This window comes from Heliomicrobium sulfidophilum (assembly GCF_057715735.1).
The window spans coordinates 2,006,538-2,030,424 of the sequence record NZ_JBVTZZ010000005.1; the positions used below are offsets into that span (position 1 = coordinate 2,006,538).

Genomic DNA, 23,887 nt, shown 5'->3' on the forward strand with positions numbered 1-23,887 from the left:
CCAAGGACTCACTAGGGGCGCTATCGCGAGCCGCTACCGCAAGGGAGATGCAAGCCCCTCATTCCGGGAAGGCTTACGTTGCAGGCAGAAGCGAGGGCGCGCCCGTTGGAGGATATCCAGCGGGGTGAATCGAATTAGAAACATGGCAAAAAGAGGATTCGAACTGGCGGTGACTGAAGGAGCAAAAGGCATGCGTTGCCTTTGATGAGAACCGAGACGAGGCGCTCGAAGCGTGAACGACTCGGGAGAGGGGGGCTTCGGAAACGAAGTGAATCGTCCGAAGGAAGGGAGTACCTGATGGCGGCGATAAAGCTGATACGATTCTCCAGTTCTCTGACCAATGTGGATAAGGCGGTTGAGCAGGTGATCGGCGAGGTGAAAGCCCTCCCCTGGGAGGCGATGGACCTTGACTTCATCAAGCTGGCCCTGATCGAAGCGCTCGTCAATGCAGTCGTTCATGGGAACCTGGAGGATCCTGAAAAAGAGGTGACCGTCCGCTTCGACGTCGGTGAAGACCGCTTTTGGGTGGAGGTTTCTGATCAAGGTAGCGGTTTTGAGCCCCGAACGGTAGCAGACTTTGACTTGCTCAGTGAGACAGGGAGAGGATTGCTGCTCATCCGAGCCGCCATGGATGAGGTCACCTTCAATGGAAGAGGGAATACGATCCGGCTTGTGAAATACCTGCGCCTGGAGTAAGGCGCGTTTTTCCGCGATTGCAGAGGGTCTGTCCGAGGGCAGACCGTGAAGGGAGGAAAGGCACATGAGCCAAATCAAAGGCGATTCGAATGAGATCCAACTGGTCGTCTTCCGGCTCGGTACGGAAGAATACGGGGTGCCCATCACACAGGTGCAGGAGATCAACCGTCTGCTGACGCCGACCAAGATCCCGCAGGCGCCTTCCTTCGTGGAAGGGATCATCAACCTGCGCGGCAAAATCATTCCGATCATCGACCTGAAAAAACGCTTCGGCCTCATCCAGGAAGAACATACGGCAAATACGCGGATCATCGTGGTCAACGTGGAGCAGCACACCGTCGGCATCATCGTTGACGCCGTCACCGAGGTGTTGCGCATGGCCCAGAGTGCCATCGAACCGCCGCCGCCGATGGTCAGCACGATCTCTTCCGATTACCTCAAAGGGGTTGGCAAAGTGGACGAACGATTGCTGATCCTGCTCGACCTCGACAAAATTTTGACGGAACGGGAAAAAGCAGAACTGCAAGCCCGCCCGCTGTAAAAAAACGCCAAAACCCTGTGTGTTGAACAGGGTTTTGGCATTTATTCTCAGGATATACTATTTTAGAACAACTGTGAGGCGACGAGTTCCGTGGATTCCATGGCTGTAGGCTGTGATATCGTGGAGATTGCCCGCATCCGCAAGGCGGCGCAACGGCATCAGCGTTTTTTGCGGCGCGTCTTTTCACCGGCGGAGATCGCCGAGTGCGAGGGCCGCGCCAACCCCTGGCAGTCCTTTGCTGCCCGCTTTGCCGCCAAAGAGGCGGTGATCAAGGCGTTGCCGGCGGGCTGCTCGCCAATGCTGACGGAGATGGAGATCCTGCGCGATGCCGCAGGGAAACCGCAGGTCCATTTTACCGGGTCGGCGGCTGAACTGGTGCGAAAAACGGGCTGGAACGGCTGGTCCGTCAGCCTGTCTCATGACCGGGACCATGCCATTGCCACCGTGATCGCCTGGCAGGCGAGAGGGGAGGAGGCGACGCGATGCGACTCGTGACGGCAGAAGAGATGCGGCGTTTTGACGCCCGGGCCACTGATGAGTTCGGCATCCCCTCGCTGATCCTGATGGAAAACGCCGGCATTCAGGTCGCCCGTGAGGCAGCCCGCCGCTTCCCCGGCGGCATCCGGGGAAAACGGGTGTTGATCCTCTGTGGCAAGGGCAACAATGGTGGAGACGGTTTTGTGGCCGCCCGGCACATGGTCAACAGCGGCGCTGAGGTGAAGCTCTTTTTGCTGGCTTCCGAACGGGAGGTCCGCGGCGACGCATTGACCAATTTGACCATCTATCAGCGCATGGGCGGCAAGGTGTTTTCCCTCATGGATCCGAAAGACCTGAACGCCTTGCGGATGGCGATCCTGTCGACCGAACTGGTCGTGGACGCCGTCTACGGCACCGGCTTTGCCGGCTCGACGCCGGAATTGACGGGCCGCGCCTTTGAGATGATCAACGAAGCGGGCTTGCCGGTAGTGGCAGTCGATCTCCCTTCCGGATTGGAAGCGGATACAGGGAAAATCCCTTCAGTCTGCCTGCGGGCGACGGTGACGGTCACCCTGGGGATGCCCAAGCTCGGCCTGGCGATTGAACCGGGCGCCTCGGCAGCCGGCGAGGTCGTCGTGGCCGATATCTCCCTGCCCCGGGAGATGATCGATAGCACCCACATCCCCCGGTCGCTCTTGACGGAGGACCTCTGCCGGAGCTGGCTCCGGCGGCGGCCGGCGATGGCCCATAAAGGCGACTTCGGCCACCTGCTGATCGCCGGCGGCCAGGCAGGGATGGCTGGCGCCGTCGTCCTGGCGGCCCTGGGCGCGCTCCGCGCTGGTGTGGGCCTGCTGACGGTGGCTGTCCCGCAGACGATCCTCTCCCTCGTGGCGACGCAGGCGCCTGAGGCGATGACCTGGTCCTTGCCGGACAAAGAGGGCGGTCTGACGGGCGAGTCTCTGCAGGGGCGGGAGTGGAGCGCCTTCGCGGCTGCTGTCGTCGGGCCGGGTTTGGGCCGCGGCGCGGAACAGACCGATTTTCTCCTCGCCTGCCTGGAAGGCGCCAGCGGACCCATCATCATCGACGCCGACGGCCTCAACGTCCTGTCAGGCAACATCGACCTGCTGGCAGCGGCCAGGGGGCCTGTCATTCTTACGCCCCACCCTGGCGAGATGGCTCGTCTGGCCGGCTGTGACACGGCAGCGGTCCAGTCGGACCGGATCGGCGTCGCCGCCCGGTATGCCCGGGAGTGGGGTTGTGTCATCGTCCTGAAGGGCGCCCGCACCCTGGTGGCCGCCCCCGATGGACAGATCTTCGTCAACCCCACAGGCAATCCAGGCATGGCGACGGGCGGCAGCGGCGATGTCCTCGCCGGGATCATCGGCGCCCTCGCCGCTCAGGGGCTTGCCGCCGAGCGCGCCGCCGCGCTGGGCGCGTACATCCATGGCTTGGCCGGCGATTGCTCGGCCCGGCGGCTTGGACAGCGCGCGATGAACGCCGGCGACATCGTTGACAGCCTGGCTGAGGCATGGTTGCAACTGGAGCCGGCCTGAAACGGAAGCATAGGATGAGAAAGGCGGGTGCCTGATGAGTTCGAAAGATTTGAAAGCCTCCGATATCATGAGCCGGGAGGTCTATACCGTTTACCCTGACACCCCTGTGGCCGACGTGGTCAAGCTGATGATCGAAAAGCGGATCAGCGGCGTGCCGGTCATTTCCCGCCAGGGCGCAGTCATCGGCATTATCTCGGAGGGAGACCTCCTGTTCAAGGATAAAGACCTCCGCTACCCCTCTTTTATCTCCCTCCTGGGGGGGATGATCTACCTGGAAAGCCCCAAGCGCTTTGAAGAGGAATTCCGCAAGTCCATCGCCTTGAGAGCGGAGGAGATCATGACGGGCGACGTGATCACCGTTGAGGAAGAAGCCCCTGTATCGGAGATGGCTGGCCTGATGACAGAGCAGCAGGTCAACCGCCTGCCGGTGCTGCGCAGCGGCCGACTCGTCGGGATCGTCACCCGCGCCGACATCCTCCGCGCCCTGGTGACTGACTTCGAGTGAGGAGCAGTAAGCGTGGACAATGCGATCGAATGCGAGATAGAAGAGAATAGGGGCCTTTTGCTCGGTGAAGGACGATGCGGATGCGATGGAGCAGCCGGAGCGCCCTCCGCTAAGGCGCACGATCCGGGAGCATACCCAGCGGAGGGCCGCCCCGCCTGGGCGGAGATCCGGCTCAGCGCCTTCGCCCACAACCTGAAGGTTCTTCGCCAGGCGGCCCAACCCCAGGCCCGCCTGATGGCGGTGATCAAAGCGGACGGCTACGGCCACGGTGCTGTGGAACTGGCGCGGGAAGCGGTCCGTCAGGGTGTCGACGGCTTCGTCGTCGCCTTGCTCGATGAGGCGCTGAAGCTGCGCGACGCTGGGCTCACCCAGCCGATCCTGATCCTGGGGTATACGCCGCCGGAAGCCTGTTACCGCGTCGTCGCCGAAGACATCAGCCAGGCTGTCTACAGCCGGACTGTGGCGGAAGCCCTCTCGGCGGCAGCGGTAAGACTTGGCCGAAGGGCGCGGATCCACCTGAAGGTGGAGACCGGCATGGGCCGCGTCGGCTTCCAGGGCGAGGCGGGCGTGCGGGAGATGCTGACCATCGCCCGGCTGCCGGGGATCGCTGTGGAGGGTGTCTTCAGCCACTTCGCCTCGGCCGACGAGCGGGACAAATCCTTCGCGCGGGAACAGTTGAAGCGGTTTTTGGCGATTACCGGACAGTTGAGCAAGGCCGGGCTGGACATCCCCATGCGCCACATGGCCAACTCGGCAGCCATCCTCGCTTTGCCCGAGTCGCACCTCGAGGGGGTGCGCGCCGGGATCGCCCTGTACGGCTCTTCCCCCTTTGAGGAGGCAGAAGCGGACAAGGCGCTCTTGCAGCCAGTGATGACCTTGAAAGCCCGTGTTGTTTTTATAAAGGAAGTTGCCGCCGGGACCCCGATCAGCTACGGCTGTACATACCGCTGTCCCGCCAGGACGCGCATCGCCACGATCCCCCTGGGCTATGCCGACGGGATCCGGCGCACCCTGTCGGGACGCATTGGGGCTTACCGGGGGGGCCGCTTTTTTCCCCAGGTCGGCCGGATCTGCATGGATCAGTTCATGATCGACATCGGCGACGCCGAGTTGGTCGAAGGGGACGAGGTGGCCCTCTTCGGGCGTTGGCAGGAAGGCGACGCCTGGCGAACGGCGCCCGTCGAGGACTGGGCGCGGGCGACAGGAACGATTTCCTATGAGATCCTGAGCGGTGTCTCGCCGCGGGTCCCCCGCTTTTATGTGCCATAAATTGGATGAGCAGGGGGGCCATGTTACCCTTGCGCACTTTGGGGCACAATTACTATAATGGAGTACGAAGGCGGATTATCCCTGGGAGGTGCACTGTGTGCCCGAGTTGAAACGCATCCAGGTTACCTTGCCGGAATCATTGTTGGACGAACTGGACCGGGTATTGATGGCCGAGAAGATGAACCGCAGCCAACTCATTCGGGAAGCGGTGAATTTATACATGAGCGAGCACAAGCGCAAAGTCATGCGTGATCAGATGCGCCGGGGCTATGCCGAAATGGCCCGCATCAACCTTGAGCTTGCGCTTGAAGGCTTTGTGGCCGAGGTGGATGTGGAGCGCCTGTACGAGGCGAGGTTGGCCAGGTAATCCCGATGGCCATTCGAAGAGGAGAAGTCTACTACGCCGAATTGAATCCGGTCGTCGGCTCGGAACAGGGAGGAACCCGCCCCGTTCTGATCATTCAGAACGACATCGGCAACCAATACTCTCCCACCACCATTGTCGCCGCCATCACCTCCCAGATCAGCAAGGCCAAACTGCCAACCCATGTGGAAGTCCCAGCCCGCCGCAGCGGGCTGGACCGGGATTCGGTCGTCCTGCTGGAACAAATCCGCACCATCGATAAAACCCGCCTTCGGGAAAAGATCGGCGTCCTCGATGACGAAATGATGGATAAGGTCGCTCGGGCGCTGGAAATCAGTCTCGGTCTCGTCGATATCTAAAAACCTGCAAACCCGGGAATCGCCCCGGGTTTTTCTATTTGTCCAAAAACATGTCCAGCAGGAGGGGAAGGCTGATGGCAAGACCAGGGGTGCTGCTTACGCCGTCCTTTGAGCGCGGCCGTTTGTTGCTCCGTCGGGAGTACTGCCGGGCGCTCGCCGACGTCGGTCTCACCGTATGGCCTGTTCCGCTGGAGGCGGTCGAGGAACCTTGGAGCTACCTGGACATGGTCCAGGGCATCGTCCTCTCGGGCGGCGGCGATATCGATCCGGCCCGCTACGGCCAACAGCCTCATGCCAACCTGGGCGAGGTGGACCCGGAGCGGGACGCCCTGGAGTTCGCCCTAATCGCTGAGGCCTTGCGGCGGCAACTGCCGGTCCTGGCCATCTGCCGGGGGATGCAGGTCCTCAATGTGGCCCTCGACGGGACGCTCATCCAGGATATCCCCTGCCAGCGCCCGCTTGCCCTGCGCCACCAGCAGAAAGCGCCTCGCTGGCACCCTTCTCACTCGATCGAGGTGGCTGGCGGCAGCCGGTTGCGGGAGATCTACCCCGCCGGATTCGGCCGGGTCAACAGCTTCCATCACCAGGCCGTCGACCGCGTCGGCCGGGACCTGCGGCCTGTGGCGGTCGCCCCGGACGGGACCATCGAGGCCTTGGAAGGGATGGGGGCTGGCTTCATCGTAGCTGTGCAGTGGCATCCGGAAGATTTGTGCCACGGCGAACCGGAGTCGAGAGGATTGTTCCGCCTCTTTGCCGAAGCTTGTAGGGGGGGTATGGGAAAAAGGGGAGAAACCATTGGGGGTGGGAGTTGATGAGTCGAATCAACATCGACGCTGTCCAAAAGGGATTGATTTTGGACGAGCCCATCTATACTAAGACAGGGGCGTTGCTGTTGCCGCGGGGCACCGTCCTTGATGAACGACGCATCCACTTTTTAAAAAACCTCGGTGTGGAATGGGTAGAAGTGACCACCAAGCTCGCCCGGAAAAAAGCTAAAACGGCTGCCGGGCGGTTGACTCGCTCGCCGGGCGGAACGGAAGGGGAATCGAAAGAGGAAGGGAAGGCCCAGGGGGCTTCCGCCTCTTCCCATGAGCAGGAGCCGCCGGAGGAGCGCGCCTTTTACGACCTGTTGCGAGAAGATCTGCTGCTCCAGGTGAACAGCGCCATCGTCCACTACTCTCAACAGGGGAGCCAAGACGGCGAAATTGGCGATCTGCTGGCCCTTTTCGGCGATCTGCTCCGTGAGCGCAACCGGCTCAACCACCTGCTCGAGGTGAAGTCGACCGACGCCTTTACCTTCAAACACTGTGTCAATGTGGCCGTTCTGGCGACGTTGACAGGGTTGACGATGCGCTTGTCGGAAGACAGCCTGCGCATGGTCGCCCTCGGCGGCCTCCTGCACGATATCGGCAAGAAAAAAGTGCCGCAGGAGATCCTTTTTGCTGAGGGGGCGCTCAGTCCCGAGAGCCGCCGCCGGATCGAGGAGCATACGGAACACGGCTATGACACTCTCGTCCGGGATACGGCCTTGCCCGAGGAGATCGCCCTCATCGCCTTGCAGCACCATGAGCGTCTCGACGGCTCGGGCTATCCCCGCCGGTTGAAGGGCAAGGAGATCCATCTGTTCAGCCAACTGGTCGGCATGGCTGACGTATTCGAGGCGATGACGTCGACGCGCAATTATCGTCCTGGCTTTAACCCGGTCGAGATCGTCGAGTATCTGATGGGCGCCAGCAGCACCCTTTTCCCGGAACGGATCGTCAAGGCGCTGCTGGACAGCATCACCATCTACCGCATCGGCTCAGCGGTCCAACTGAGCAACGGCGAAACAGGTGTCGTCATCAAGGCGAACCCGCAACTGCCGTCGCGTCCCGTCGTGCGCATCGTTTTTGACAGCCGGCGCTTGCCCATGCGCCATGAGCACACGGTCGATCTGTCCCAACCTGCCCATATGACCCTCTGCATCGTCCGGTCCTTCGGTTGACCCCTGAACATACAACATAAGGAGAGAGTCAGCATGTCCGCAGTACTTGTCGAAGTTGTCCGCGGTTCTATGGTCGAAAACCGCCACCGGGGCGCCATTGTCGTCGTCGACGGAGAGGGGCAAACGATCGCCTCTGCCGGCAAACTGGGCGTCACTTTTATGCGTTCCTCCTCTAAGCCGCTGATGACCTTGCCTCTCGTCGAACAGGGGGGTCTCGAACACTTCGGGCTTGGTGACGAGCACCTGGCCATCTTCGCCAGTTCCCATGCCGGCGAAGAGGAGCACCGCCGTATCGTCACAGAAGCGCTGCAGAAGATCGGCCTCGCTGACACAGCGCTCGCCTGCGGTACCCACACCCCTTTTGACCGCAAAACGGCTGACGCCTTGCGGGCCGCTGGACAAAAGCCGACTGTGCTTCATTGCAACTGTTCCGGCAAGCACACAGGGGTGCTGGCCTATGCGCTGTTCAAAGGATATCCCGTGGAAAACTACTTCGCTCCCAAGCATCCCGCCGAGGTGGAGATCCTGGCCGCTGTCGCCGACATGGCCGGCGTCCAACCGGACGATGTCGTCATCGGCGTCGACGGCTGCGGCATCCCTGTCTATGGCATGCCGCTGGAGAACATCGCCCTCTCCTTCGCCCGTCTTGGTTTAGCCAACTACGGCACGGCGGAACGGCGCCAGGCTTGCCGCCGCATCAGCCAATCGATGATCGACCACCCCTTCCTGATTTCCGGGACAGGCCGTCTCGACACGGACCTGATGCAGGCGACCGGCGGGGCCGTTATCGCCAAGATCGGCGCCGACGGCGTCTACGCCTTGGCTGTGCCGGAAAAGGGCTGGGGCCTGGCGGCCAAGGTGGAGGACGGCAACATGCGGGTCCTCGGGCCCATCGTCCTGGAGGCACTGAGCCAACTGGGCGTCCTGTCAGCGGAGCAGCGGCAGGCCTTGGCCGCCCATGACCGCTTTGCCGTGAAAAACAACCTCAAACAGGTCGTTGGCGAAACCCGGGCGGCCTTTACGCTGGAAGGGTAGCGCCATGGCGACAGTGATTCGCGGCGGACAGGTGATCACGCTGGCCGGGGAGAACTATTCCCCCGGCTTTGTCGCTTTTAACGATGATGGGATCATCATCGCTGTGGGACCAGATGTTGACGCCGAAGCTGGCGTCGACGCTGGTGTTCATGCTGGCATTGATGCCGGGGCTGATATGGGCAGGGGCGCTGATGCCGGTGCTGATGCCGGCGCTGATACGGACACTGGTACTGGCACAGGCTCAGCTGCGGATGCCGGCAGTTTTCGACTGCCGGCTGGACTTGACCTGGACGGGCCGGTGGAGGTCATTGACGCCAGAGGCAAACTGGTCCTGCCCGGTTTCATCGACGCCCACTGTCACCTCGGCATCGTGGAAGAAGGGGCGCCCGTCGAAGGCGATGACCTGAACGAAACATCGGATCCAGTGACGCCCCACTTGCAAGCGCTGGACGGCGTCAACCCGGCCGACCCCGCCTTCGGCGACGCCTTGCGGGGCGGTGTGACGACCGTCTGCGTACTGCCGGGCAGCGCCAATATCGTCGGCGGACAGGCAGTGATCTTAAAGACGGCCGGCCCCCTCGCCGAGCGGGTCGTCCGCAACGGCGCCGCCGTCAAGGCCGCCCTCGGCGAAAACCCGAAGCGCGTCTACACGGAACGGAAGAAGGCGCCCATCACCCGCATGGCCTCGGCGGCGCTGCTGCGGGAGGCCCTGACTCGCGGGCTCGAGTACGGGCGCAAGCGGGCGCAGACAGCGGAAGAGCCTTCGAAAAAGCCGGAACTTGATCTGCGCTGGGAGGCGTTGCAGCCCCTATTGTCGCGCCAGGTCCCTCTTCGTCTCCATGCCCACCGGGCGGACGACCTGCTCACGGGATTGCGGATCATCGAGGAGTATGGCTTGCAGGCGGTGCTGGAGCACTGCACCGAGGGCCACCTGATCGTTGAGGAACTGGCCCAAGCTGGTGTCCCTGCCGTCGTCGGGCCTTCCCTCGTCAACCGGGCCAAGGTGGAGATGCGGGAAATCACGCCGGCGACAGCCGGTATCCTCCATGCCGCCGGCGTCCTCGTGGCGCTGATGACAGACCACCCCGTCATCCCTATCCAGTACCTGCCCCTTTGCGCCGGTTTGGCCGTCCGCCACGGCATGGAGGAGGAGACGGCTCTGCGCGCTATCAGCCTCCACGCCGCCCGCATCCTCGGGCTGGAGGCGTCTGTCGGCAGCCTGGAAGCGGGCAAAGAAGCGGACGTGGCGATCTGGGATGGACACCCTTTCGACACGCGCAGCCGTGTCAGCCAGGTCTGGATCAAGGGGAGGAGGGTCTTTTCCGTCTGATGGCAGGAGCACCGATTCTTCAGAAGCGACCGCAAAGGCGGAAAAACGGATTGGAATGACATAAAAAAACGACATGAATGGGAAACTAAGGTTGGCAAAACTTGTAAATAAGACTGTAAAACAAAATTGTTCGGAAAAGAGTCTCTTTTCCCGGTGGAAATTCAAAATTCGGCAGGAATTTGCGAAAGCAAGGAGAAATGGTAAATACATGATGAGTTGTAAATAGATTGTCGGATTTTGTCGAGAGGTGAGGCACCAATGGAAGCTGGGAAAAGAATTCTCATTGTTGATGATCAAGCTGGTGTCCGCTCGTTGTTACGGATCATTCTCCAGGATGCCGGATATCAAGTATACACTGCCGTCAATGGCATCGAAGCGGTTCGCAAAGCGGAAGAGTTCAGTATCCCTTTCGTGCTGATGGATGTGCGCATGCCAGGGATGGATGGTTTTCAGGCCATGTTGCAGATGCTCAAGCACAACCCGGATGTGAAGGTCGTCTTGATGACGGCGTTTACCGATGAAAATCTGATCCATCAGGCCTTGCAGGAAGGCGCCATCGGCTACCTGACCAAGCCCTTTGACGTCTATCAACTCCGAGAGCGGATCGACTGCATGTGGGACGCCACCGTCGGCAGCGCTTGGTTGGTGCGCGCAAGCGAAACGGAGAGCCTAAAGACGGGAACATCGAGGTAAGACAAGGGAAAGTAAAGAGCTGGAAGGAAAGGGAATAGTCTTAGAGCCGGCGATCATCCCTTGCGCGCTATTGATATTGGTACGCTCTTGATGATGAATGATCAATGAATGACTCAAGAAGCTCCCCCTTGTTCAGGGGGGCTTTTTTTGCGTCTCTCTGTCTAGAATCATAGAGAATGGAGGAAATAGCGGAGGCAGGGACGAAACAGATGAAGTATTGCTAAGGGAGTGCTTATGATGCGACAGCGACCTTTTTTGAAATGGGCCGGCAACAAATACCAGATCATCCACCGCATCCTGACCATCCTCCCCTCGGGAACTCGGCTGATCGAACCTTTTGTCGGTTCCGCCGCCGTCTTCCTGAACACCGGTTTTCAGGAAAATCTGCTTGCCGACAGCAACGAAGACCTGATCCGCCTCTACGAAACGGCGAAAGCGGGCGGAGAAGAGTTTATCGAATACTGCCGTTCTTTCTTTACGGAAGAAAACAACCAGCCGGAGCGGTACTACGAACTGCGGGAACGCTTCAACAGCACAGACGATGGGAACCTCAAATCGGCCCTCTTCATCTACCTGAACCGTCACGGCTACAACGGCCTCTGCCGCTACAACGCTAGCGGCAAGTTCAACGCGCCCGTGGGACGGTATAAGAAGCCTTATTTTCCGGAGCGGGAACTGCGGCTTTTCGCGGCGAAGGCTCGCGACGCCCAGTTTTTTTGCCAGGACTTCTCGGTGACGATGGCGATGGCCCGTCCCGGCGATGTGGTCTATTGTGACCCACCCTATGTGCCCCTCTCCCAGACATCCAACTTCACCAGTTACAGCGCAGGCGGCTTCGGCGAAGCGGAACAGTTGAAATTGGCCGAACTGGCTCTCCAGTTGGCCGATCGGGGCGTCTCTGTCCTCATCTCCAACCATGACACCGAATTTACGCAAAAGGCCTATCGCGCCGCCCACATCGAACGCTTTCAGGTGCAGCGATATGTCAGTTGCAACGGCGCCAAGCGGGGGAAGGCGGGAGAGGTCTTAGCCCTGTTCGGGTGAGCGTTTCCTTTTGCTATATCGGCACTTTTCCTGAAGCATGGGATAGGGGTGTTTGCATGAACCGTCATGCTGAAATAGCAGCATATGAAGCAATGGTCAAGGACTGCCGCGCCTGCCCCCTCCGCGAGGGCTGCAACCAGGTCGTCTTCGGTGAGGGGAATCCCGAAGCGCGACTGATGCTCGTCGGTGAGGGGCCGGGGGCAGAGGAAGATCGCCTGGGACGACCCTTTGTGGGGGCGGCTGGTCAGCTTTTGGACAGGATCTTGATTGCGGGTAAGTTCCCTCGCCCTGACGTATATATTGCCAATGTGGTCAAATGCCGCCCGCCGGGCAACCGTTTGCCTTTCCCAAAGGAGGTAAAGGCATGCCGGGTCCACCTGGAGCGGCAGATCGAGATCATCAACCCGCAGATCATCATCTGCCTGGGCGCGCTGGCCACCCAGACGTTGATCGATCCCAACGCCCGGATCACCCGGGAACGAGGCAAGTGGGTGCGCAAAGATGGTCGTCTGCTCATGCCTACCTTCCACCCGGCGGCCCTGCTGCGGGATCCCGCGAAAAAAAGGCCTGTCTGGGAGGACATCCAAAAGGTGATGGCCGTCTATCATGACAGTGCTGTGATTTGATTTTGCCATTTTTTCAGTACCTAAAAGGAGACCATGGAAGAAGATAGGGCTGTCTGCGCTCGTAAAGGGGAATACTGGTAGAGTCAACGCATTATCGACGATTTATCTTTAATTTCAATGCCTTATTTTGATGCCCCATAGTGACGACACCTAAAAAAACGCATTTTGCTACGTTTCTTGAAATATGTCTTTAATACAGATTGCGAGGGAACCAGCGCATTGACTGAACAACGATGGCAAGTGCTCCTGCCTGATGAAGCGGCCACAGAAGACCTGGGGAGATGGCTGGCCGAACGGGTTCAACCGGGCGACATCCTGCTGCTCTACGGCGACCTGGGCGCCGGCAAGACGACCTTAGTGCGCGGCCTCGCCCGCGGACTTGGCTATAAGGGACGGGTGACGAGCCCGACTTTCACCCTTGTCCACGAGTATGAGGGACAGTTCCCCATCTACCACTTTGATCTGTACCGGCTGGACGAGCCTGATCAGGTCTGGGAAATCGGTTGGGCTGACTACCTGCGGGGCGATGGCGTGCTCTGTGTCGAGTGGCCGGAACGCCTCGGCAGCCTGCTCCCTGAAGAGACGCTGATCATCCGACTCTCCCGCCTGGATGGGGATCCCGGCCTGGACGAGGATCCCTGTGGGAACGAGGAACCCTGTAAAAACGAGGAAACCGGCGGAAACGGGGAGCCTTGCAATAACGGGTATCCTTCATCGGAAACGGTCGGGGGAATAGCATACGAAGTCGAAGAACAAGTTTTAGCAGGGCGCCTCGTCGAAATGACCGGTCACGGCGACCGTCCAGAGTCCCTGGTGAAGGAGTGGAGAGAAGCATGTACATCTTCGGGATCGACTGTTCCACCCGCGTAACGGCATTGGCAATTGTCGACGATGAGCAGGTCGTGGCGGAAACCTTTTTACATAATGACCGGCCCCATTCGAAGCGGCTGTTGCCGGCCATCGAACAGCTTCTCGCCCTGGCGGAACTGTCTCTGGCCGATATGGCCGGGTTGGCCGTCGCCATCGGTCCTGGTTCCTTCACAGGCTTGCGCATCGGTCTGGCGACGGTGAAGGGGATGGCCCATCCCCTAGGCTTGCCGGTTGTCGGCGTGCCGACGCTGGAGGCGCTGGCCTGGAACGCCTGGCCTTTTCCGGGATATATCTGCCCGATCCTCGATGCCCGCAAGAACGAGGTCTACACCAGCCTTTACCGGGGCAGAGTGGATGGACTGGAGAAGGTGGGCGAGGACCAGGCCGTTGCGCCGAAGGCGCTCCTGGAACAACTGCGGCGGAGGCTGGAGGAAGCACCGGAAGCAACGAAGGTACCGGAAACAACGAGACAGGTGCTCTTTTTGGGCGACGGCGTCCCCGTCTATCGTGAACTCTTGCAAGCAGAACTCGGCGACTGGGCCGTCTTCGCCAGCGCTGAAAGGCGCTACCCACGTGGCAGCCAGGTGGCCCGCCTCGGCTGGCGTCGTTTGCAGCGAGGCGACACCGACGACCTGCACACACTGGCGCCCATGTACATCCGGCCATCGGAAGCGGAGGTCAACTGGGCGAAAAAGCATGGAACGCAGCCGGCCCCTTGCCGGGTTGCGCCGGAGGCGTAAAGCGATGCAGAACGAAACAGACAAGCACTATTTTCGGCCCATGGCGATCAAGGATGTCGATGAGGTGCTGGCCATCGAAGAGGTCTCCTTTCCGACGCCCTGGAGCCGCAGCGCCTTTGTGACGGAACTGACGGATAGCCGCCTGTCCCACTACTGGGTTTGCGTCGAACCGACAGAGTCGGAAACTCGGCCATCCCTTTTTGTCGCCGAGCCAGTGAAAGGAGAACGGGTGATCGGCTATGCCGGCGTCTGGATCATCCTTGACGAGGTCCATATCACCACCATCGCCGTTCATCCGGACCGGCGTGGCGAGGGTCTCGGGGAAGCCCTGCTGGATCACATCTTCGAGGAAACGGCCCAACTCGGCGGGGAGCGGATCACCTTGGAGGTGCGTCCCTCCAACACCAATGCGCTGACCCTCTACCGCAGATTGGGCTTCCAGGAGGTGGGTTGCCGGCGAGGCTACTACACCGACACGGGGGAAGACGCCATTATCATGTGGCGTGAGTTGGAAGCCCCAAAAAACCAGCCCCGGAACGGGGAGGGGTAAGGAGGATTTCCCCCGCCTTTGCCGAAAAGAATCACAACCGGGTCTTTCAAAACATTCGGAAAGGCAGGTTGGCCGCCATGATCGTTCGGGACAAGATGGTCACCCCTGTAATCACTACCGGCATATTCACACCGATTCGGGACGCGTTGCGGATGATGACAGAGAAAAACATCCGTCGTCTGCCTGTTGTGGATGACAAGGAACGTCTCGTCGGCATCGTCGCTTTTCATGACATTGACAAGGCCATGCGCTCCCCTGGCGTGATCCCATTGACACCGGTGGAATGGGTGATGACCAAAAACCCCGTCTACGTCGAGGCTAATATGCCCTTGGCGGATAGCGTCCGCATGATGCGCCGCTACAAGGTGAGTTGCCTGCCTGTCGTCGCCGGAGAGAAGGTTGTGGGCATCCTCTCGGTCAGTGACATCCTAGAACTGTGCGCCGAACTTCTCGAAGCCGACCAGTGATAGATAACCCTGCCATGGGCAGGGTTTTTTGGTTTCGAATCCGCGAAAGATACCCCAGCTTCGCGGCGGCCCAGCCGCGCGAAGCTGAGAAGGGATGATACGATGCTGATTGTAGGGGAAAAGATCAACACGGCGCGACCTGGGATTGAAGGCGCCGTCATCTCCAGAAACGTGACCTTCATTCAAGATCTGGCGCTGCGGCAGAAGCTCTGCGGCGCCGATGTGCTCGATCTGAACTGCACCACCCTTCGCCACCGCGAACCGGACGCCTTGCGGTGGCTCGTTGAGACGGTGCAAACGGTCGTCAACGAACCGGTCTGCCTGGACAGCCCGAACCCGTTAGCCTTGGAAGCGGCCTTGTGCGTCCATAAGGGGAGGGCGTTCATCAACGCCATATCGGCCGAAGAGGGCCGCTACCAGACGCTGATCCCATTGATTCGGAACTACAACTGCAAGGTCATCGCCCTCTGCTTCAATGACAGCGGCATGCCCAACACGGTGGAAGAGGAGTTGGCAGTCACCCGCTCCCTGGTGACGCGCCTCGTTCGCGACGGCGTCGATTTTGAAGACATCTACCTCGATCCCTTTATCCGTCCCATCGGGCAGGATGAGCACTGGGGCAACTTCGGCCTCGAGATCATCCGGCGCATCCGCGAGGAGTTTCCTCAGATTCACATCCTTTGCGGCATCTCCAACATCTCCTACGGCATGCCCGCGCGGGCGCTGCTTAACCGCACCTTCCTGACCCTGGCCATTTACGCCGGCTTGGACGGGGCGATCCTTGATCCGGAAAACAAGGGGTTGATGGCCTCCCTGCGCAGCACCGAGACGCTCCTGCAAAAGGACCCCGGTTTTCGGCGCTACCTGCTGGCGTTCCGAGAAGGTCTATTGACGTAACACCTGTAAGTGGTGGGCTGAAACAAAAGTCAATGAAATCCTAAAGGGTCATGCTAAACGGTGACGCAGCATTCTGCACCGTTGTGAAATAAACCGAAGAAGGTGATAGGATGACACAGCTTTTTGACAGCAGCGGCTTTGCCAAGCTGGACAACCCCCGTCGGCGCGAACTGCTGCCGCCCGAGGCGATCCTGGAAGCACTGGACGTCTCAGCAGGGACACGCCTGGCTGATTTTGGCTGTGGAACGGGGTATCTCGCCCTTCCCGCCGCCTCGGTCATCGGTCCCAGCGGTCACATCTTCGCCATGGACCTCCAGGAACGGATGCTGGTGGAAGGCCGCCGCCGCAGCGAGGCTGCCGGCCTGCAAAACATCGCCTGGATTCTTAACCCGGAAAGTCACATCCCGCTCCCTGGCGCTTGTGTGGACCGGCTGGCCATGGTCGCCGTTTTTCATGAGATCGAAAAAGGGGACGCCACCCTGGCGGAGGCCTTTCGCGTCTTGCAGCCGCAAGGGAAGATCGCCGTTGTCGACTGGACGCCCGGTTTTACGGAGATGGGGCCCAAGGGGGACCACCGCGTCCCCGCTGAAAGGGTGGCCGGGCTCCTGGAAGCTGCCGGATTTTCGAACGTCTCGATCGGGGCGATCAGCGCCGCTTTTTACTTCGTGACCGGGGAAAAAGGGGCCTGACAGTTGCATGGATAGGGGTAAGGGGTATAATGATGAATAACCCCATGGGGGAAACATAGGAGGGGACAAAAGGATGCAGTGGGTCATTGACGCCGATATCCGCGAACAACTGGCGGAACAGGGTGAAGTGTTTACGGTGGAACTGACGCGGATCTGCACATCAGGGGGATGTTCCTGCATGGATATCTATTACCCGGTGCTGCGGGCCGGTCTGCCGGACCAGCCCGAGTATTACCTGACAGGGCAGGCCGAGGGTGTTACCATCCATTACCCGCGCGTCCTTCAGTTGATTGACGCAAATCAGCCCGCCCAGGTCAAAAAGGCCGGTCGCTGGTCCTACGGCGAATTCGATGTGGAAAACGTGCGGGTCTTGTAGAGGAGTAGTCGATTTGTCGATATTTTCACTGCACGGACCGGCTCATGAGGCCGGTCGTTTCATTTTAGGTTTGGAGACGAGTTGTGATGAGACCTCGGCGGCGGTGCTCCGGGACGGACGCGCCATCCTGTCCAACGTCATCTCCTCTCAGGTGCCGACGCACCAGCGCTTTGGCGGCGTCGTCCCTGAGATCGCCTCAAGAAAACACATGGAGAACATCACCGTCGTCGTCGAGGAGGCCTTGCGGGAAGCGGGTGTCACCTGGAAGGATCTGACGGCTGTGGCTGTCACCGCCGGACCCGGGCTGGTCGGCGCGCTGCTCGTCGGCGTCGCCTATGCCAAAGGCGCCGCCCTGGCCCGCAACCTGCCCCTGGTCGGCGTCCATCACATCGAGGGGCATATCTACGCCAACTTTCTTTCTGACCCGGACTTGCGATTCCCGCTGCTCTGTCTTGTTGTTTCCGGCGGACACACCCACCTTGTCCACCTGACCGGCCATGGACAACTCCACATCCTGGGTGCCACCCGCGATGATGCCGCCGGCGAAGCTTATGATAAGGTGGCTCGGGCCTTGGGGCTCGGGTACCCCGGCGGGCCCCTTGTGGAAAAGCTCGCCCGTGAGGGCATGGCTGGCGCCTATCCCTTGCCCCGAGCCTTGCTGCAGGAAGACAGCTACGATTTCAGCTTCAGCGGCCTCAAGTCGGCAGTCCTCAACCTGCTCAACTGTGCCCGCCAGAAAGGCGAGACCATCCACAATGCCGACCTGGCCGCCTCCTTTCAGGAAGCTGTCGTCGATGTGCTGGTCGAGAAGACCCGCCGGGCCGCCCGGGAGACGGACGCTTCCACGGTGCTGCTTGCCGGCGGCGTGGCGGCCAACAGGTACCTGCGCGACCGTTTGCAGGAGGCTTTAGCGACGGAAGGGCGACGGCTTGTCGTGCCGCCGGTGATCCTCTGCACCGACAACGCCGCCATGATCGCCTGTGCCGGTTATCACCGGCTGATGGCCGGAGAGACGGCGACCGCCGATTTGAATGCCGTGGCCGATTGGCCTTTGGGGACGTAAGGGACCCATCAAAAGGATACCTTGACTGGAAAGGAAACGAACGAAATGGAGAACCTTCGCAACCACATACTGCACTATGGCCGTCTATTGATCGAACGGGGGCTGGTGTCCGGCTCAGGGGGGAACATCAGTTGCCGCCTTCCCCAGGAAGACCGGATGCTTGTGACGCCTAGCGGGATGGTTTACGATAGGCTCACGCCGGAGGACCTGGTCGTCGTGGCTATCGACAGCGGCGAGGTGATCGAGGGAACACGGCGGCCTTCCATCGAACAGGGACTGCACCGGGCCATCTACCAGGCTCGTCCTGATGTGAAGGCCGTTGTGCACACCCATTCCAAGCACGCCACAGCGGTGGCGGCAACAGGTAAGGACATGCCGCCGATCCTCGACAACATGGTGGCCTACTTCGGCGGCGGTGTGAGGACATCGGCGCACGCCCCCATCGGAACGCCTGAGTTGGCTGAAAACACAGTCCTTGCCCTCGGCGAGGCGCCAGTCGCTTTGCTGGCCAATCATGGCGCCGTCGCCGCCGGCAAGGACCTGGCGCAAGCGTTTTCGCTGGCCGAGTTGATCGAGGAATGCGCCATGATTTATCTCCTCTCCTTTCTCGCTGGCGGTCCCGTCGTGCTCTCGCCCGAGGTAGTCGAGCGGGAAAGAGCCTGGTTGCAAGGGCGTTATGGCCAACGTTAGCGCTTCTTGTCGAATAAAAGTTCGAGAATTGTGTCATAAGGGCGCGAAAATTCCGGGAGTACAGTCCCGGGATTTTTTTTGTCAAGGGGCAAACACATCTTCGACTTATCCCCACTGTGGATGAAAAAACTGTGGATAAGGTGGATAAGTCTGTTGATTACTTGTTTAACAGGGATTTTTCATGTGGAAATCTTGCGTGCACAGGGAAGCAGAGAAGCTTGTGGATGCAGTGGATAAGTTTTAAAATTCCTTATACAATAAGGCTTGGTGCTGTGGAAAAGATTGTGGAAAAGGAAACTCCATATACGGGTAAAAAATAGGGAATTGTTAAAAAAGTTGTTCTCTCCTTGACAAGGTGGCAGAGTTCGTTCTACCTAGCGCCTGTAATGGCTCATAATGGTAGACGTGATTGCCCGAACAAAAAGTTGTTCACAAAACAGTCTTTCCTTAACGGAACGATAACTTGTCCGAGGGAGGATTTTTTCCGTTATTGGCGAATGGAATATACTAACATTCTATGTCAGTGATTGGATGGAGCATTGATCGTTGAGGACCTCAATCTCTCTGTTGGCCCAACCGTAGCGCCTGAACCGGTTCCGGAGCTTTCTAGGAAGATCGGGGATAGGGGAGAGAAGGGGCCGGGACTCATTGGGAAGACAGGATGGTTTGAGCGTCCTTTTGCCCAGCTTGCTGATCTGCCGCTGGATTGGGTGGAGCGGGAGTGGCGCGCCCAGATTGAGCACTACCGGGACTTGACATCCTCTTGCTGACGATACCAAACCTCGAAGGGAGATAAACCCATGTTGCAAGTGACTTTTTTCGGTCATGCCAATTTCATGCTCGATGACGGGCAGACGAAGGTGTTGATCGACCCCTTTTTCACGGGCAACCCCCTTTGTCCTGTCAAAGCGGAAGCGGTCCATGCCGATTACATCCTGCTCACCCACGGTCATGGCGATCACTTCGGCGACACGATAGACATCGCCAAGCGCACTGGCGCCACCATCATCACAACCTTTGAACTGGCCGGCTACTGCCAACGCAAAGGCGCAGAGGCCCACGGCATGGCCATCGGCGGGAAACGGGATTTCCCCTTTGGCCGGGTGCGCCTGACGGTGGCTCTGCACGGCTCAGGGATTGTCGAGGGCGATCGCGCCATAGATGTGGGCAACCCCTGTGGTTTCCTGGTGAACATGGGCGGCAAGTCGGTCTATCACGCCGGCGATACGGGCTTGACCCGCGATATGGAACTCATCGACATGTGCTTCCTGAAGGGAGGCCGTCTTGACCTCGCCCTGCTGCCCATCGGCGATAACTTCGGCATGGGACCGGAAGACGCCCTCTATGCCACCAAGCTGCTCCATCCGCGTATGATCGTGCCGATGCACTACAACACCTTCCCCGTCATCGCCCAGGATGCTCAGGCTTTCAAGAAGGCCGTCACAGAGCAGACCGATTCGGAATGCCATGTCCTCGCCCCTGGCGAGATGCTGACCTTAAACGGCAACGGACGGTAAGTCCAGCTGCTGTTTCTGAATAGAGAAGCCCCGGAAACCAGCATGGTCTCCGGGGCTTTTCCAGTTTTCGGTTTCTCATCATCTTTGTCTTGTTTTTCTATATCCTTACTTAGCTCCCGCCGCTATCTCCCATCCTAACCGTTCAGACGAGACCACCACTTGCTGTGCCGGTGCCGGGCATACTCGGCGTCGATGAGTCCGCTGAACATGCCGGGCATCAGATTCCGGTTGGCCGGGATGGCGAAGGCCAGCAGGTGGGCCGCGATGCCCAGCAGCAGCAGCACCGATGTCAGGGTGTGCAGCAGCGTCGCCGCGTAGATGAGCGATTCGGACATTTCCACGCCGGGGATGTTTTTGAACACCTTCACCATCCCCGTGGCGATCAGGGCGATCACGTTCACCCCGATGAAGGCGTAGGCCAGGCGCTGTTCGGCGAGGTACTTCTCGGAAGGCGGTTCCTGTCCGCCCGAGAACATGGCCTTGATGATCAGCCAGGACTCGCCCACATCGCCCTGCTTCGGCCAGATGTCGAATTCGCGCCGGACGATGTGGTAGGTGAGGTGAAAGGCGACGATGAACATGAGCAGGATGGCGCCGGCGTAGTGCATGTTCAAGGTGATTTCAAAATTGCCTGACCAGGCCATGCCGGGGACCTCAGTGAGCATGTAGCGTTTGTAGAGGGGCATCTGGCCGAAGCCGGAGAAGAAGAGGGAGAAGATGGAGAAGGCCGCCATCCAGTGGACGAAGCGGGGAATCAGGCCGTGACGGCGCACCTTGCCGGGCGCAGGGAAATTTTTCGATGTTTTTTCCGCCATCGTCACTCATCTCCCTTCATGGTGCGGTAGGCGACGACACCGGCGGCGATGACGCCGGCCACCGGGGCGATCATCATGCCGGTGACTTTGCCGTTGGCGCTGTCCATGATGTTTTTGGCGTTGACCGGCATGGCGGGACGTCCCGGTTTCCCGTCGAGGGCTTGTTCCTTCATCGCCTGGTCGATGGCCTCAAAGGGCACGGCAGAGACGTAGAAGGTGGAGGTGCCGCCGTTTTCCTTTTCCCCGTAGATATAGCCGCCGATCTGCTTGGCCCGCTCCCGGGCCCTTGCCAGCATCTCCGTTTTCTTGCCGAAGGAGATGGCCTTGTTCGGGCAGGCATCGACACAGGCGGGCAGTTGGCCCTGGCGGATGCGGTCGAGACAGAGGTCGCACTTGTACATGACGCCGCCGCCGGCGTATTTGGGCATCAATTTCATGTAGAGACCTACGCCGGCCTGGCGCGCCGGGATTCCCCATGGGCAGACCTCGCGGCACTTGGCGCCGCCGAAACAGAGATCCTTGTCGATGATGACAGGCCCTTCCGGCTTTTTCGTATGGGCGCTAAAAGGGCAGATGTCGGCGCAGGGGGGATTGTCACAGTGCATGCAGCGCCGGGGCACATAGACGTCCTGCTGTTTCCCCTCATGTTGGACCGTCACCTTCTGCACATAGGTCCAGTTGTAGGGCGTGAGCCGGTTGGTCAGTTCCCGCTTGTCTGACCAGTCCTCATGCTTCTTCTGGGGCCAGTTGTCCTCGATCGGTTTTTGCGGTTCCGGGAAACGGGAGTGGTTTTTCTGGCGGCAGGCGGCGACACAGCGCGGCGTCTTCTCGCCGGGGCAGCCGTCGCAGCGCGTCAGGTCGATCATCGTCCCTACGGCATCGGCGCCAGCGAAGGCCGGTCCGTTCGGTCCAAAGGTCAGCACGCCGGCGCCGGCGACACCGGAGGCGATGGCGCGCCGGAAAAAGGTTCTCCGGTTCAACTCGGTCATTCGGGCTCCCTCCTTATGCGAACAATCAGGACCCTCAGAAGGGGTCTCATCTGTTTTTAATCTACCCTATAGGGGTATTCACTGTCAATGGATTCAACATGCCCAGGACGAGCTTTTGGGATAAGGGTTGGAAACATAGTTAAATGATTGTGCGCCCGATCAGGAATGCCCGAACCCGGTATAGAATGCAGATTCGGTTTAAAACAAAAATTCCGCTCGTAGAGCGGAATTTCACATCGTTCAACCGATGTCCAGCAGCTTTTCTGTCTGCGGAGAGTGATTGAAGTGGCTACGGTAGCGGGATAGGAAGTCATCGAGGGCGCTGCGGTGTCGCGCGATCTCACGGGCCCATCTATGCAATGTCTCGACACCTCTGTCGGTCAGTTCGTAACAGCGTTTGGCCGGTCCGCTTTCCCCGGTCTGCCAGTTGGACTGTACCAACTGTTCTTCCTCCATTCGGCGCAACGTGCGGTAGATCAGGGCAGGGTCGGTGGGTCCGTCGAGGAGGACCAATTCGCCGATCCGTTCCATCAACTCATAGCCGTAAGAAGGCTTTTCCGAAAGCAGCAGGAGCAGCGCCGGTTGGACGAAGCGGTTGATACGGCCAACGGTGTAAGGGAGGGAGTTCACCTCCGCTTGACAAGAATCAACAAGCCGGGACATAACCCATGGTCTCCTTTCGAGCAGATCACAGGGGAATAGACCCCCATCTCTATATTATGATCATCCGACAGGAGATGTCAAAACGGGGATTAAAAAAAATGTTGCAAACTTTACGCAAAAGTTGCAAAAAAAGGTATTGCATGTGGAAACTATCGCATGTATAGTTAAATTACAGATAGACAAACATTCATAGGATATCGGACAAACGATATCCAAGGTAAGCCCAACGCACATAATTTGACATCAATGAAGGGGATGAGGACGTGAAGTTTTTCAAGGTGCCTGAGCCGACAATCATGCGTTTGTCGCTCTACTCGCGGATCCTTGAACAGTTGGAAGAACGCGGTGTCCCGATCATTTCCTCGGTGGAGTTGGGTGATGCCGTGGGAATCAATTCGGGTGTCGTCCGCAAGGACCTGTCCATGTTCGGGGAATTTGGTGTTCGCGGTGTAGGCTACAATGTGCGGGAACTGCGGGACAACATCCGCAAGCTCCTGGGTCAAGACCGCAACTGGCCCGTGATCATCGTCGGCGCCGGTCACTTGGGTTCCTCCCTGGCCGCCTACCCGGGATTCCGTCAACGCGGATTCGACGTGGTTGCGCTGGTGGACACGGATCCTGAAAAAGTCGGTTCTACCATCATCGACAAAACCGTCGTCTCCTGGGAAGAAGCTGAGAAGCTTGTCAAAGAGCACGGCGTTCGCATGGCGATCCTGGCTGTGCCCGCTGATTCGGTCCAGGCCGTTGCCCAGCAACTGACCGATCTCGGAATCGAAGCGATTCTTAACTTCTCGCCCATCATCTTGAAAGGTCCCTCCAAAGCACAGGTGCAAAACGTTGACCTGACGGTCTACTTTGACCTGATGCGGTTTACGCAAAACCTCAACGACAACGGCCTGCGACCCCAAGCGTCTAACGTGCGCGGGATCGCCGTTCGCTGATATTTCTCCAAACCTTGTTCCGTTTCCTGCTCCTGTTCGTTTGTTCCGAACGCTTCCAAAGGCCGCAAGGCCTTCTTTTTTTTGTCATCGAAAGAGACGAGGGATTGGACGGTTTACGACGAATCTTATGAATATCACATTATT

31 protein-coding genes are annotated in these 23,887 nt (G+C 59.4%); 28 read left to right on the forward strand and 3 right to left on the reverse strand.

Annotated features, from left to right (window positions below; translation table 11 throughout):
• Positions 1-297: 297 nt before the first annotated feature.
• The 27 genes from AC0CW1_RS15125 to AC0CW1_RS15255 all read left to right on the forward strand — a co-directional run bounded on the left by AC0CW1_RS15125 (position 298) and on the right by AC0CW1_RS15255 (position 20,335).
• Positions 298-696, forward strand: a complete 399-nt coding sequence (locus AC0CW1_RS15125) for an ATP-binding protein (protein WP_488183830.1) — start codon at positions 298-300, stop codon at positions 694-696.
• Positions 697-760: 64 nt separating this feature from the next.
• The gene (locus AC0CW1_RS15130; RefSeq protein ID WP_488183831.1) at positions 761-1,237 is read left to right on the forward strand and encodes a chemotaxis protein CheW; all 477 of its coding nucleotides are present in this window, start codon (positions 761-763) and stop codon (positions 1,235-1,237) included.
• Positions 1,238-1,336: 99 nt separating this feature from the next.
• Positions 1,337-1,732, forward strand: coding sequence for a holo-ACP synthase (gene acpS, locus AC0CW1_RS15135; RefSeq protein ID WP_488184177.1), 396 nt, complete (start codon positions 1,337-1,339; stop codon positions 1,730-1,732).
• Positions 1,720-3,267 carry an NAD(P)H-hydrate dehydratase gene (locus AC0CW1_RS15140; protein WP_488183832.1) on the forward strand — a complete coding sequence of 516 codons (1,548 nt, stop codon included), beginning with the start codon at positions 1,720-1,722 and terminating at the stop codon, positions 3,265-3,267. The genes acpS and AC0CW1_RS15140 overlap by 13 nt, the downstream gene beginning before the upstream one ends.
• A gap of 34 nt (positions 3,268-3,301) precedes the next feature.
• The gene (locus AC0CW1_RS15145; RefSeq protein ID WP_488183833.1) at positions 3,302-3,772 is read left to right on the forward strand and encodes a CBS domain-containing protein; all 471 of its coding nucleotides are present in this window, start codon (positions 3,302-3,304) and stop codon (positions 3,770-3,772) included.
• Positions 3,773-3,784: 12 nt separating this feature from the next.
• Positions 3,785-5,041, forward strand: coding sequence for an alanine racemase (alr, locus tag AC0CW1_RS15150; protein WP_488183834.1), 1,257 nt, complete (start codon positions 3,785-3,787; stop codon positions 5,039-5,041).
• Positions 5,042-5,138: 97 nt separating this feature from the next.
• Positions 5,139-5,408, forward strand: coding sequence for a CopG family ribbon-helix-helix protein (locus tag AC0CW1_RS15155; protein WP_488183835.1), 270 nt, complete (start codon positions 5,139-5,141; stop codon positions 5,406-5,408).
• A gap of 5 nt (positions 5,409-5,413) precedes the next feature.
• A complete protein-coding gene (locus AC0CW1_RS15160) occupies positions 5,414-5,764 on the forward strand; it encodes a type II toxin-antitoxin system PemK/MazF family toxin (protein ID WP_488183836.1) in 351 nt (116 codons plus the stop codon).
• A gap of 74 nt (positions 5,765-5,838) precedes the next feature.
• Positions 5,839-6,576 carry a gamma-glutamyl-gamma-aminobutyrate hydrolase family protein gene (locus AC0CW1_RS15165; RefSeq protein WP_488183837.1) on the forward strand — a complete coding sequence of 246 codons (738 nt, stop codon included), beginning with the start codon at positions 5,839-5,841 and terminating at the stop codon, positions 6,574-6,576.
• Positions 6,576-7,748 carry an HD-GYP domain-containing protein gene (locus AC0CW1_RS15170; protein ID WP_488183838.1) on the forward strand — a complete coding sequence of 391 codons (1,173 nt, stop codon included), beginning with the start codon at positions 6,576-6,578 and terminating at the stop codon, positions 7,746-7,748. Before AC0CW1_RS15165 ends, AC0CW1_RS15170 begins: the two co-directional genes overlap by 1 nt.
• A 33-nt stretch (positions 7,749-7,781) precedes the next feature.
• Positions 7,782-8,783: an asparaginase gene (locus AC0CW1_RS15175; RefSeq protein ID WP_488183839.1), complete on the forward strand. Its 1,002-nt coding sequence runs from the start codon at positions 7,782-7,784 to the stop codon at positions 8,781-8,783.
• Between the two features lie 4 nt (positions 8,784-8,787).
• Positions 8,788-10,113 (forward strand): amidohydrolase, encoded by a 1,326-nt coding sequence (locus tag AC0CW1_RS15180; protein ID WP_488183840.1) that lies wholly within the window; start codon positions 8,788-8,790, stop codon positions 10,111-10,113.
• A 258-nt stretch (positions 10,114-10,371) separates the two neighbouring features.
• A complete protein-coding gene (locus AC0CW1_RS15185; protein WP_488183841.1) occupies positions 10,372-10,806 on the forward strand; it encodes a response regulator in 435 nt (144 codons plus the stop codon).
• Positions 10,807-11,043: 237 nt separating this feature from the next.
• Positions 11,044-11,850, forward strand: a complete 807-nt coding sequence (locus tag AC0CW1_RS15190) for a Dam family site-specific DNA-(adenine-N6)-methyltransferase (protein WP_488183842.1) — start codon at positions 11,044-11,046, stop codon at positions 11,848-11,850.
• A gap of 56 nt (positions 11,851-11,906) precedes the next feature.
• Complete coding sequence (locus tag AC0CW1_RS15195) at positions 11,907-12,476, forward strand: uracil-DNA glycosylase (RefSeq protein ID WP_488183843.1); 570 nt, start codon at positions 11,907-11,909, stop codon at positions 12,474-12,476.
• 219 nt (positions 12,477-12,695) lie between these two features.
• Positions 12,696-13,346, forward strand: coding sequence for a tRNA (adenosine(37)-N6)-threonylcarbamoyltransferase complex ATPase subunit type 1 TsaE (gene tsaE, locus AC0CW1_RS15200; protein WP_488183844.1), 651 nt, complete (start codon positions 12,696-12,698; stop codon positions 13,344-13,346).
• On the forward strand, positions 13,310-14,086 hold the full coding sequence (tsaB, locus tag AC0CW1_RS15205) for a tRNA (adenosine(37)-N6)-threonylcarbamoyltransferase complex dimerization subunit type 1 TsaB (RefSeq protein ID WP_488183845.1): 777 nt from the start codon (positions 13,310-13,312) through the stop codon (positions 14,084-14,086). The genes tsaE and tsaB overlap by 37 nt, the downstream gene beginning before the upstream one ends.
• Positions 14,087-14,090: 4 nt before the next feature.
• Positions 14,091-14,636, forward strand: a complete 546-nt coding sequence (rimI, locus tag AC0CW1_RS15210; RefSeq protein WP_488183846.1) for a ribosomal protein S18-alanine N-acetyltransferase — start codon at positions 14,091-14,093, stop codon at positions 14,634-14,636.
• Between the two features lie 77 nt (positions 14,637-14,713).
• Complete coding sequence (locus AC0CW1_RS15215) at positions 14,714-15,103, forward strand: CBS domain-containing protein (protein WP_488183847.1); 390 nt, start codon at positions 14,714-14,716, stop codon at positions 15,101-15,103.
• A 102-nt stretch (positions 15,104-15,205) separates the two neighbouring features.
• Entirely contained in the window at positions 15,206-16,000 is a 795-nt protein-coding gene (locus AC0CW1_RS15220; RefSeq protein ID WP_488183848.1) for a methyltetrahydrofolate cobalamin methyltransferase, read from the forward strand.
• Positions 16,001-16,110: 110 nt separating this feature from the next.
• Complete coding sequence (locus AC0CW1_RS15225; protein WP_488183849.1) at positions 16,111-16,689, forward strand: class I SAM-dependent methyltransferase; 579 nt, start codon at positions 16,111-16,113, stop codon at positions 16,687-16,689.
• Between the two features lie 73 nt (positions 16,690-16,762).
• Entirely contained in the window at positions 16,763-17,065 is a 303-nt protein-coding gene (locus AC0CW1_RS15230) for a hypothetical protein (protein WP_488183850.1), read from the forward strand.
• A 13-nt stretch (positions 17,066-17,078) separates the two neighbouring features.
• Positions 17,079-18,128, forward strand: a complete 1,050-nt coding sequence (gene tsaD / locus AC0CW1_RS15235; protein WP_488183851.1) for a tRNA (adenosine(37)-N6)-threonylcarbamoyltransferase complex transferase subunit TsaD — start codon at positions 17,079-17,081, stop codon at positions 18,126-18,128.
• Between the two features lie 45 nt (positions 18,129-18,173).
• On the forward strand, positions 18,174-18,818 hold the full coding sequence (locus AC0CW1_RS15240) for a class II aldolase/adducin family protein (RefSeq protein ID WP_488183852.1): 645 nt from the start codon (positions 18,174-18,176) through the stop codon (positions 18,816-18,818).
• 131 nt (positions 18,819-18,949) lie between these two features.
• Entirely contained in the window at positions 18,950-19,138 is a 189-nt protein-coding gene (locus AC0CW1_RS15245; RefSeq protein WP_488183853.1) for a hypothetical protein, read from the forward strand.
• A gap of 219 nt (positions 19,139-19,357) precedes the next feature.
• Positions 19,358-19,588: a hypothetical protein gene (locus AC0CW1_RS15250; RefSeq protein WP_488183854.1), complete on the forward strand. Its 231-nt coding sequence runs from the start codon at positions 19,358-19,360 to the stop codon at positions 19,586-19,588.
• A gap of 30 nt (positions 19,589-19,618) precedes the next feature.
• The gene (locus tag AC0CW1_RS15255; protein ID WP_488183855.1) at positions 19,619-20,335 is read left to right on the forward strand and encodes a metal-dependent hydrolase; all 717 of its coding nucleotides are present in this window, start codon (positions 19,619-19,621) and stop codon (positions 20,333-20,335) included.
• Positions 20,336-20,469: 134 nt separating this feature from the next.
• On the opposite strand, the gene AC0CW1_RS15260 is transcribed toward AC0CW1_RS15255, so the two are convergent.
• The 3 genes from AC0CW1_RS15260 to AC0CW1_RS15270 form a co-directional block, all read right to left on the reverse strand.
• On the reverse strand, positions 20,470-21,150 hold the full coding sequence (locus tag AC0CW1_RS15260) for a formate dehydrogenase subunit gamma (protein ID WP_488183856.1): 681 nt from the start codon (positions 21,148-21,150) through the stop codon (positions 20,470-20,472).
• Between the two features lie 2 nt (positions 21,151-21,152).
• On the reverse strand, positions 21,153-22,139 hold the full coding sequence (locus tag AC0CW1_RS15265; protein ID WP_488183857.1) for a 4Fe-4S dicluster domain-containing protein: 987 nt from the start codon (positions 22,137-22,139) through the stop codon (positions 21,153-21,155).
• Between the two features lie 240 nt (positions 22,140-22,379).
• Positions 22,380-22,802, reverse strand: coding sequence for a PadR family transcriptional regulator (locus tag AC0CW1_RS15270; RefSeq protein ID WP_488183858.1), 423 nt, complete (start codon positions 22,800-22,802; stop codon positions 22,380-22,382).
• A gap of 263 nt (positions 22,803-23,065) precedes the next feature.
• Here AC0CW1_RS15270 and AC0CW1_RS15275 point away from each other — a divergent pair, with 263 nt between their 5' ends.
• A complete protein-coding gene (locus AC0CW1_RS15275; protein ID WP_488183859.1) occupies positions 23,066-23,743 on the forward strand; it encodes a redox-sensing transcriptional repressor Rex in 678 nt (225 codons plus the stop codon).
• Positions 23,744-23,887: the final 144 nt, after the last annotated feature.

Excerpts from the sequence above, each read along its gene's own strand:
- AC0CW1_RS15140 (WP_488183832.1), top strand. The coding sequence starts at position 1,720 with ATGCGACTCGTGACGGCAGAAGAGATGCGGCGTTTTGACGCCCGGGCC.
- AC0CW1_RS15180 (WP_488183840.1), top strand. The coding sequence starts at position 8,788 with ATGGCGACAGTGATTCGCGGCGGACAGGTGATCACGCTGGCCGGGGAG.
- AC0CW1_RS15240 (WP_488183852.1), top strand. The coding sequence starts at position 18,174 with ATGGAGAACCTTCGCAACCACATACTGCACTATGGCCGTCTATTGATC.
- AC0CW1_RS15160 (WP_488183836.1), top strand. The coding sequence starts at position 5,414 with ATGGCCATTCGAAGAGGAGAAGTCTACTACGCCGAATTGAATCCGGTC.
- AC0CW1_RS15170 (WP_488183838.1), top strand. The coding sequence starts at position 6,576 with ATGAGTCGAATCAACATCGACGCTGTCCAAAAGGGATTGATTTTGGAC.
- AC0CW1_RS15145 (WP_488183833.1), top strand. The coding sequence starts at position 3,302 with ATGAGTTCGAAAGATTTGAAAGCCTCCGATATCATGAGCCGGGAGGTC.
- AC0CW1_RS15165 (WP_488183837.1), top strand. The coding sequence starts at position 5,839 with ATGGCAAGACCAGGGGTGCTGCTTACGCCGTCCTTTGAGCGCGGCCGT.
- AC0CW1_RS15220 (WP_488183848.1), top strand. The coding sequence starts at position 15,206 with ATGCTGATTGTAGGGGAAAAGATCAACACGGCGCGACCTGGGATTGAA.
- AC0CW1_RS15195 (WP_488183843.1), top strand. The coding sequence starts at position 11,907 with ATGAACCGTCATGCTGAAATAGCAGCATATGAAGCAATGGTCAAGGAC.
- AC0CW1_RS15225 (WP_488183849.1), top strand. The coding sequence starts at position 16,111 with ATGACACAGCTTTTTGACAGCAGCGGCTTTGCCAAGCTGGACAACCCC.
- AC0CW1_RS15260 (WP_488183856.1), bottom strand. The coding sequence starts at position 21,150 with ATGGCGGAAAAAACATCGAAAAATTTCCCTGCGCCCGGCAAGGTGCGC.
- AC0CW1_RS15255 (WP_488183855.1), top strand. The coding sequence starts at position 19,619 with ATGTTGCAAGTGACTTTTTTCGGTCATGCCAATTTCATGCTCGATGAC.
- AC0CW1_RS15270 (WP_488183858.1), bottom strand. The coding sequence starts at position 22,802 with ATGTCCCGGCTTGTTGATTCTTGTCAAGCGGAGGTGAACTCCCTCCCT.
- AC0CW1_RS15185 (WP_488183841.1), top strand. The coding sequence starts at position 10,372 with ATGGAAGCTGGGAAAAGAATTCTCATTGTTGATGATCAAGCTGGTGTC.
- acpS (WP_488184177.1), top strand. The coding sequence starts at position 1,337 with ATGGCTGTAGGCTGTGATATCGTGGAGATTGCCCGCATCCGCAAGGCG.
- AC0CW1_RS15265 (WP_488183857.1), bottom strand. The coding sequence starts at position 22,139 with ATGACCGAGTTGAACCGGAGAACCTTTTTCCGGCGCGCCATCGCCTCC.
- AC0CW1_RS15230 (WP_488183850.1), top strand. The coding sequence starts at position 16,763 with ATGCAGTGGGTCATTGACGCCGATATCCGCGAACAACTGGCGGAACAG.
- AC0CW1_RS15125 (WP_488183830.1), top strand. The coding sequence starts at position 298 with ATGGCGGCGATAAAGCTGATACGATTCTCCAGTTCTCTGACCAATGTG.
- AC0CW1_RS15215 (WP_488183847.1), top strand. The coding sequence starts at position 14,714 with ATGATCGTTCGGGACAAGATGGTCACCCCTGTAATCACTACCGGCATA.
- AC0CW1_RS15190 (WP_488183842.1), top strand. The coding sequence starts at position 11,044 with ATGCGACAGCGACCTTTTTTGAAATGGGCCGGCAACAAATACCAGATC.
- AC0CW1_RS15130 (WP_488183831.1), top strand. The coding sequence starts at position 761 with ATGAGCCAAATCAAAGGCGATTCGAATGAGATCCAACTGGTCGTCTTC.
- rimI (WP_488183846.1), top strand. The coding sequence starts at position 14,091 with ATGCAGAACGAAACAGACAAGCACTATTTTCGGCCCATGGCGATCAAG.
- tsaB (WP_488183845.1), top strand. The coding sequence starts at position 13,310 with ATGTACATCTTCGGGATCGACTGTTCCACCCGCGTAACGGCATTGGCA.
- AC0CW1_RS15175 (WP_488183839.1), top strand. The coding sequence starts at position 7,782 with ATGTCCGCAGTACTTGTCGAAGTTGTCCGCGGTTCTATGGTCGAAAAC.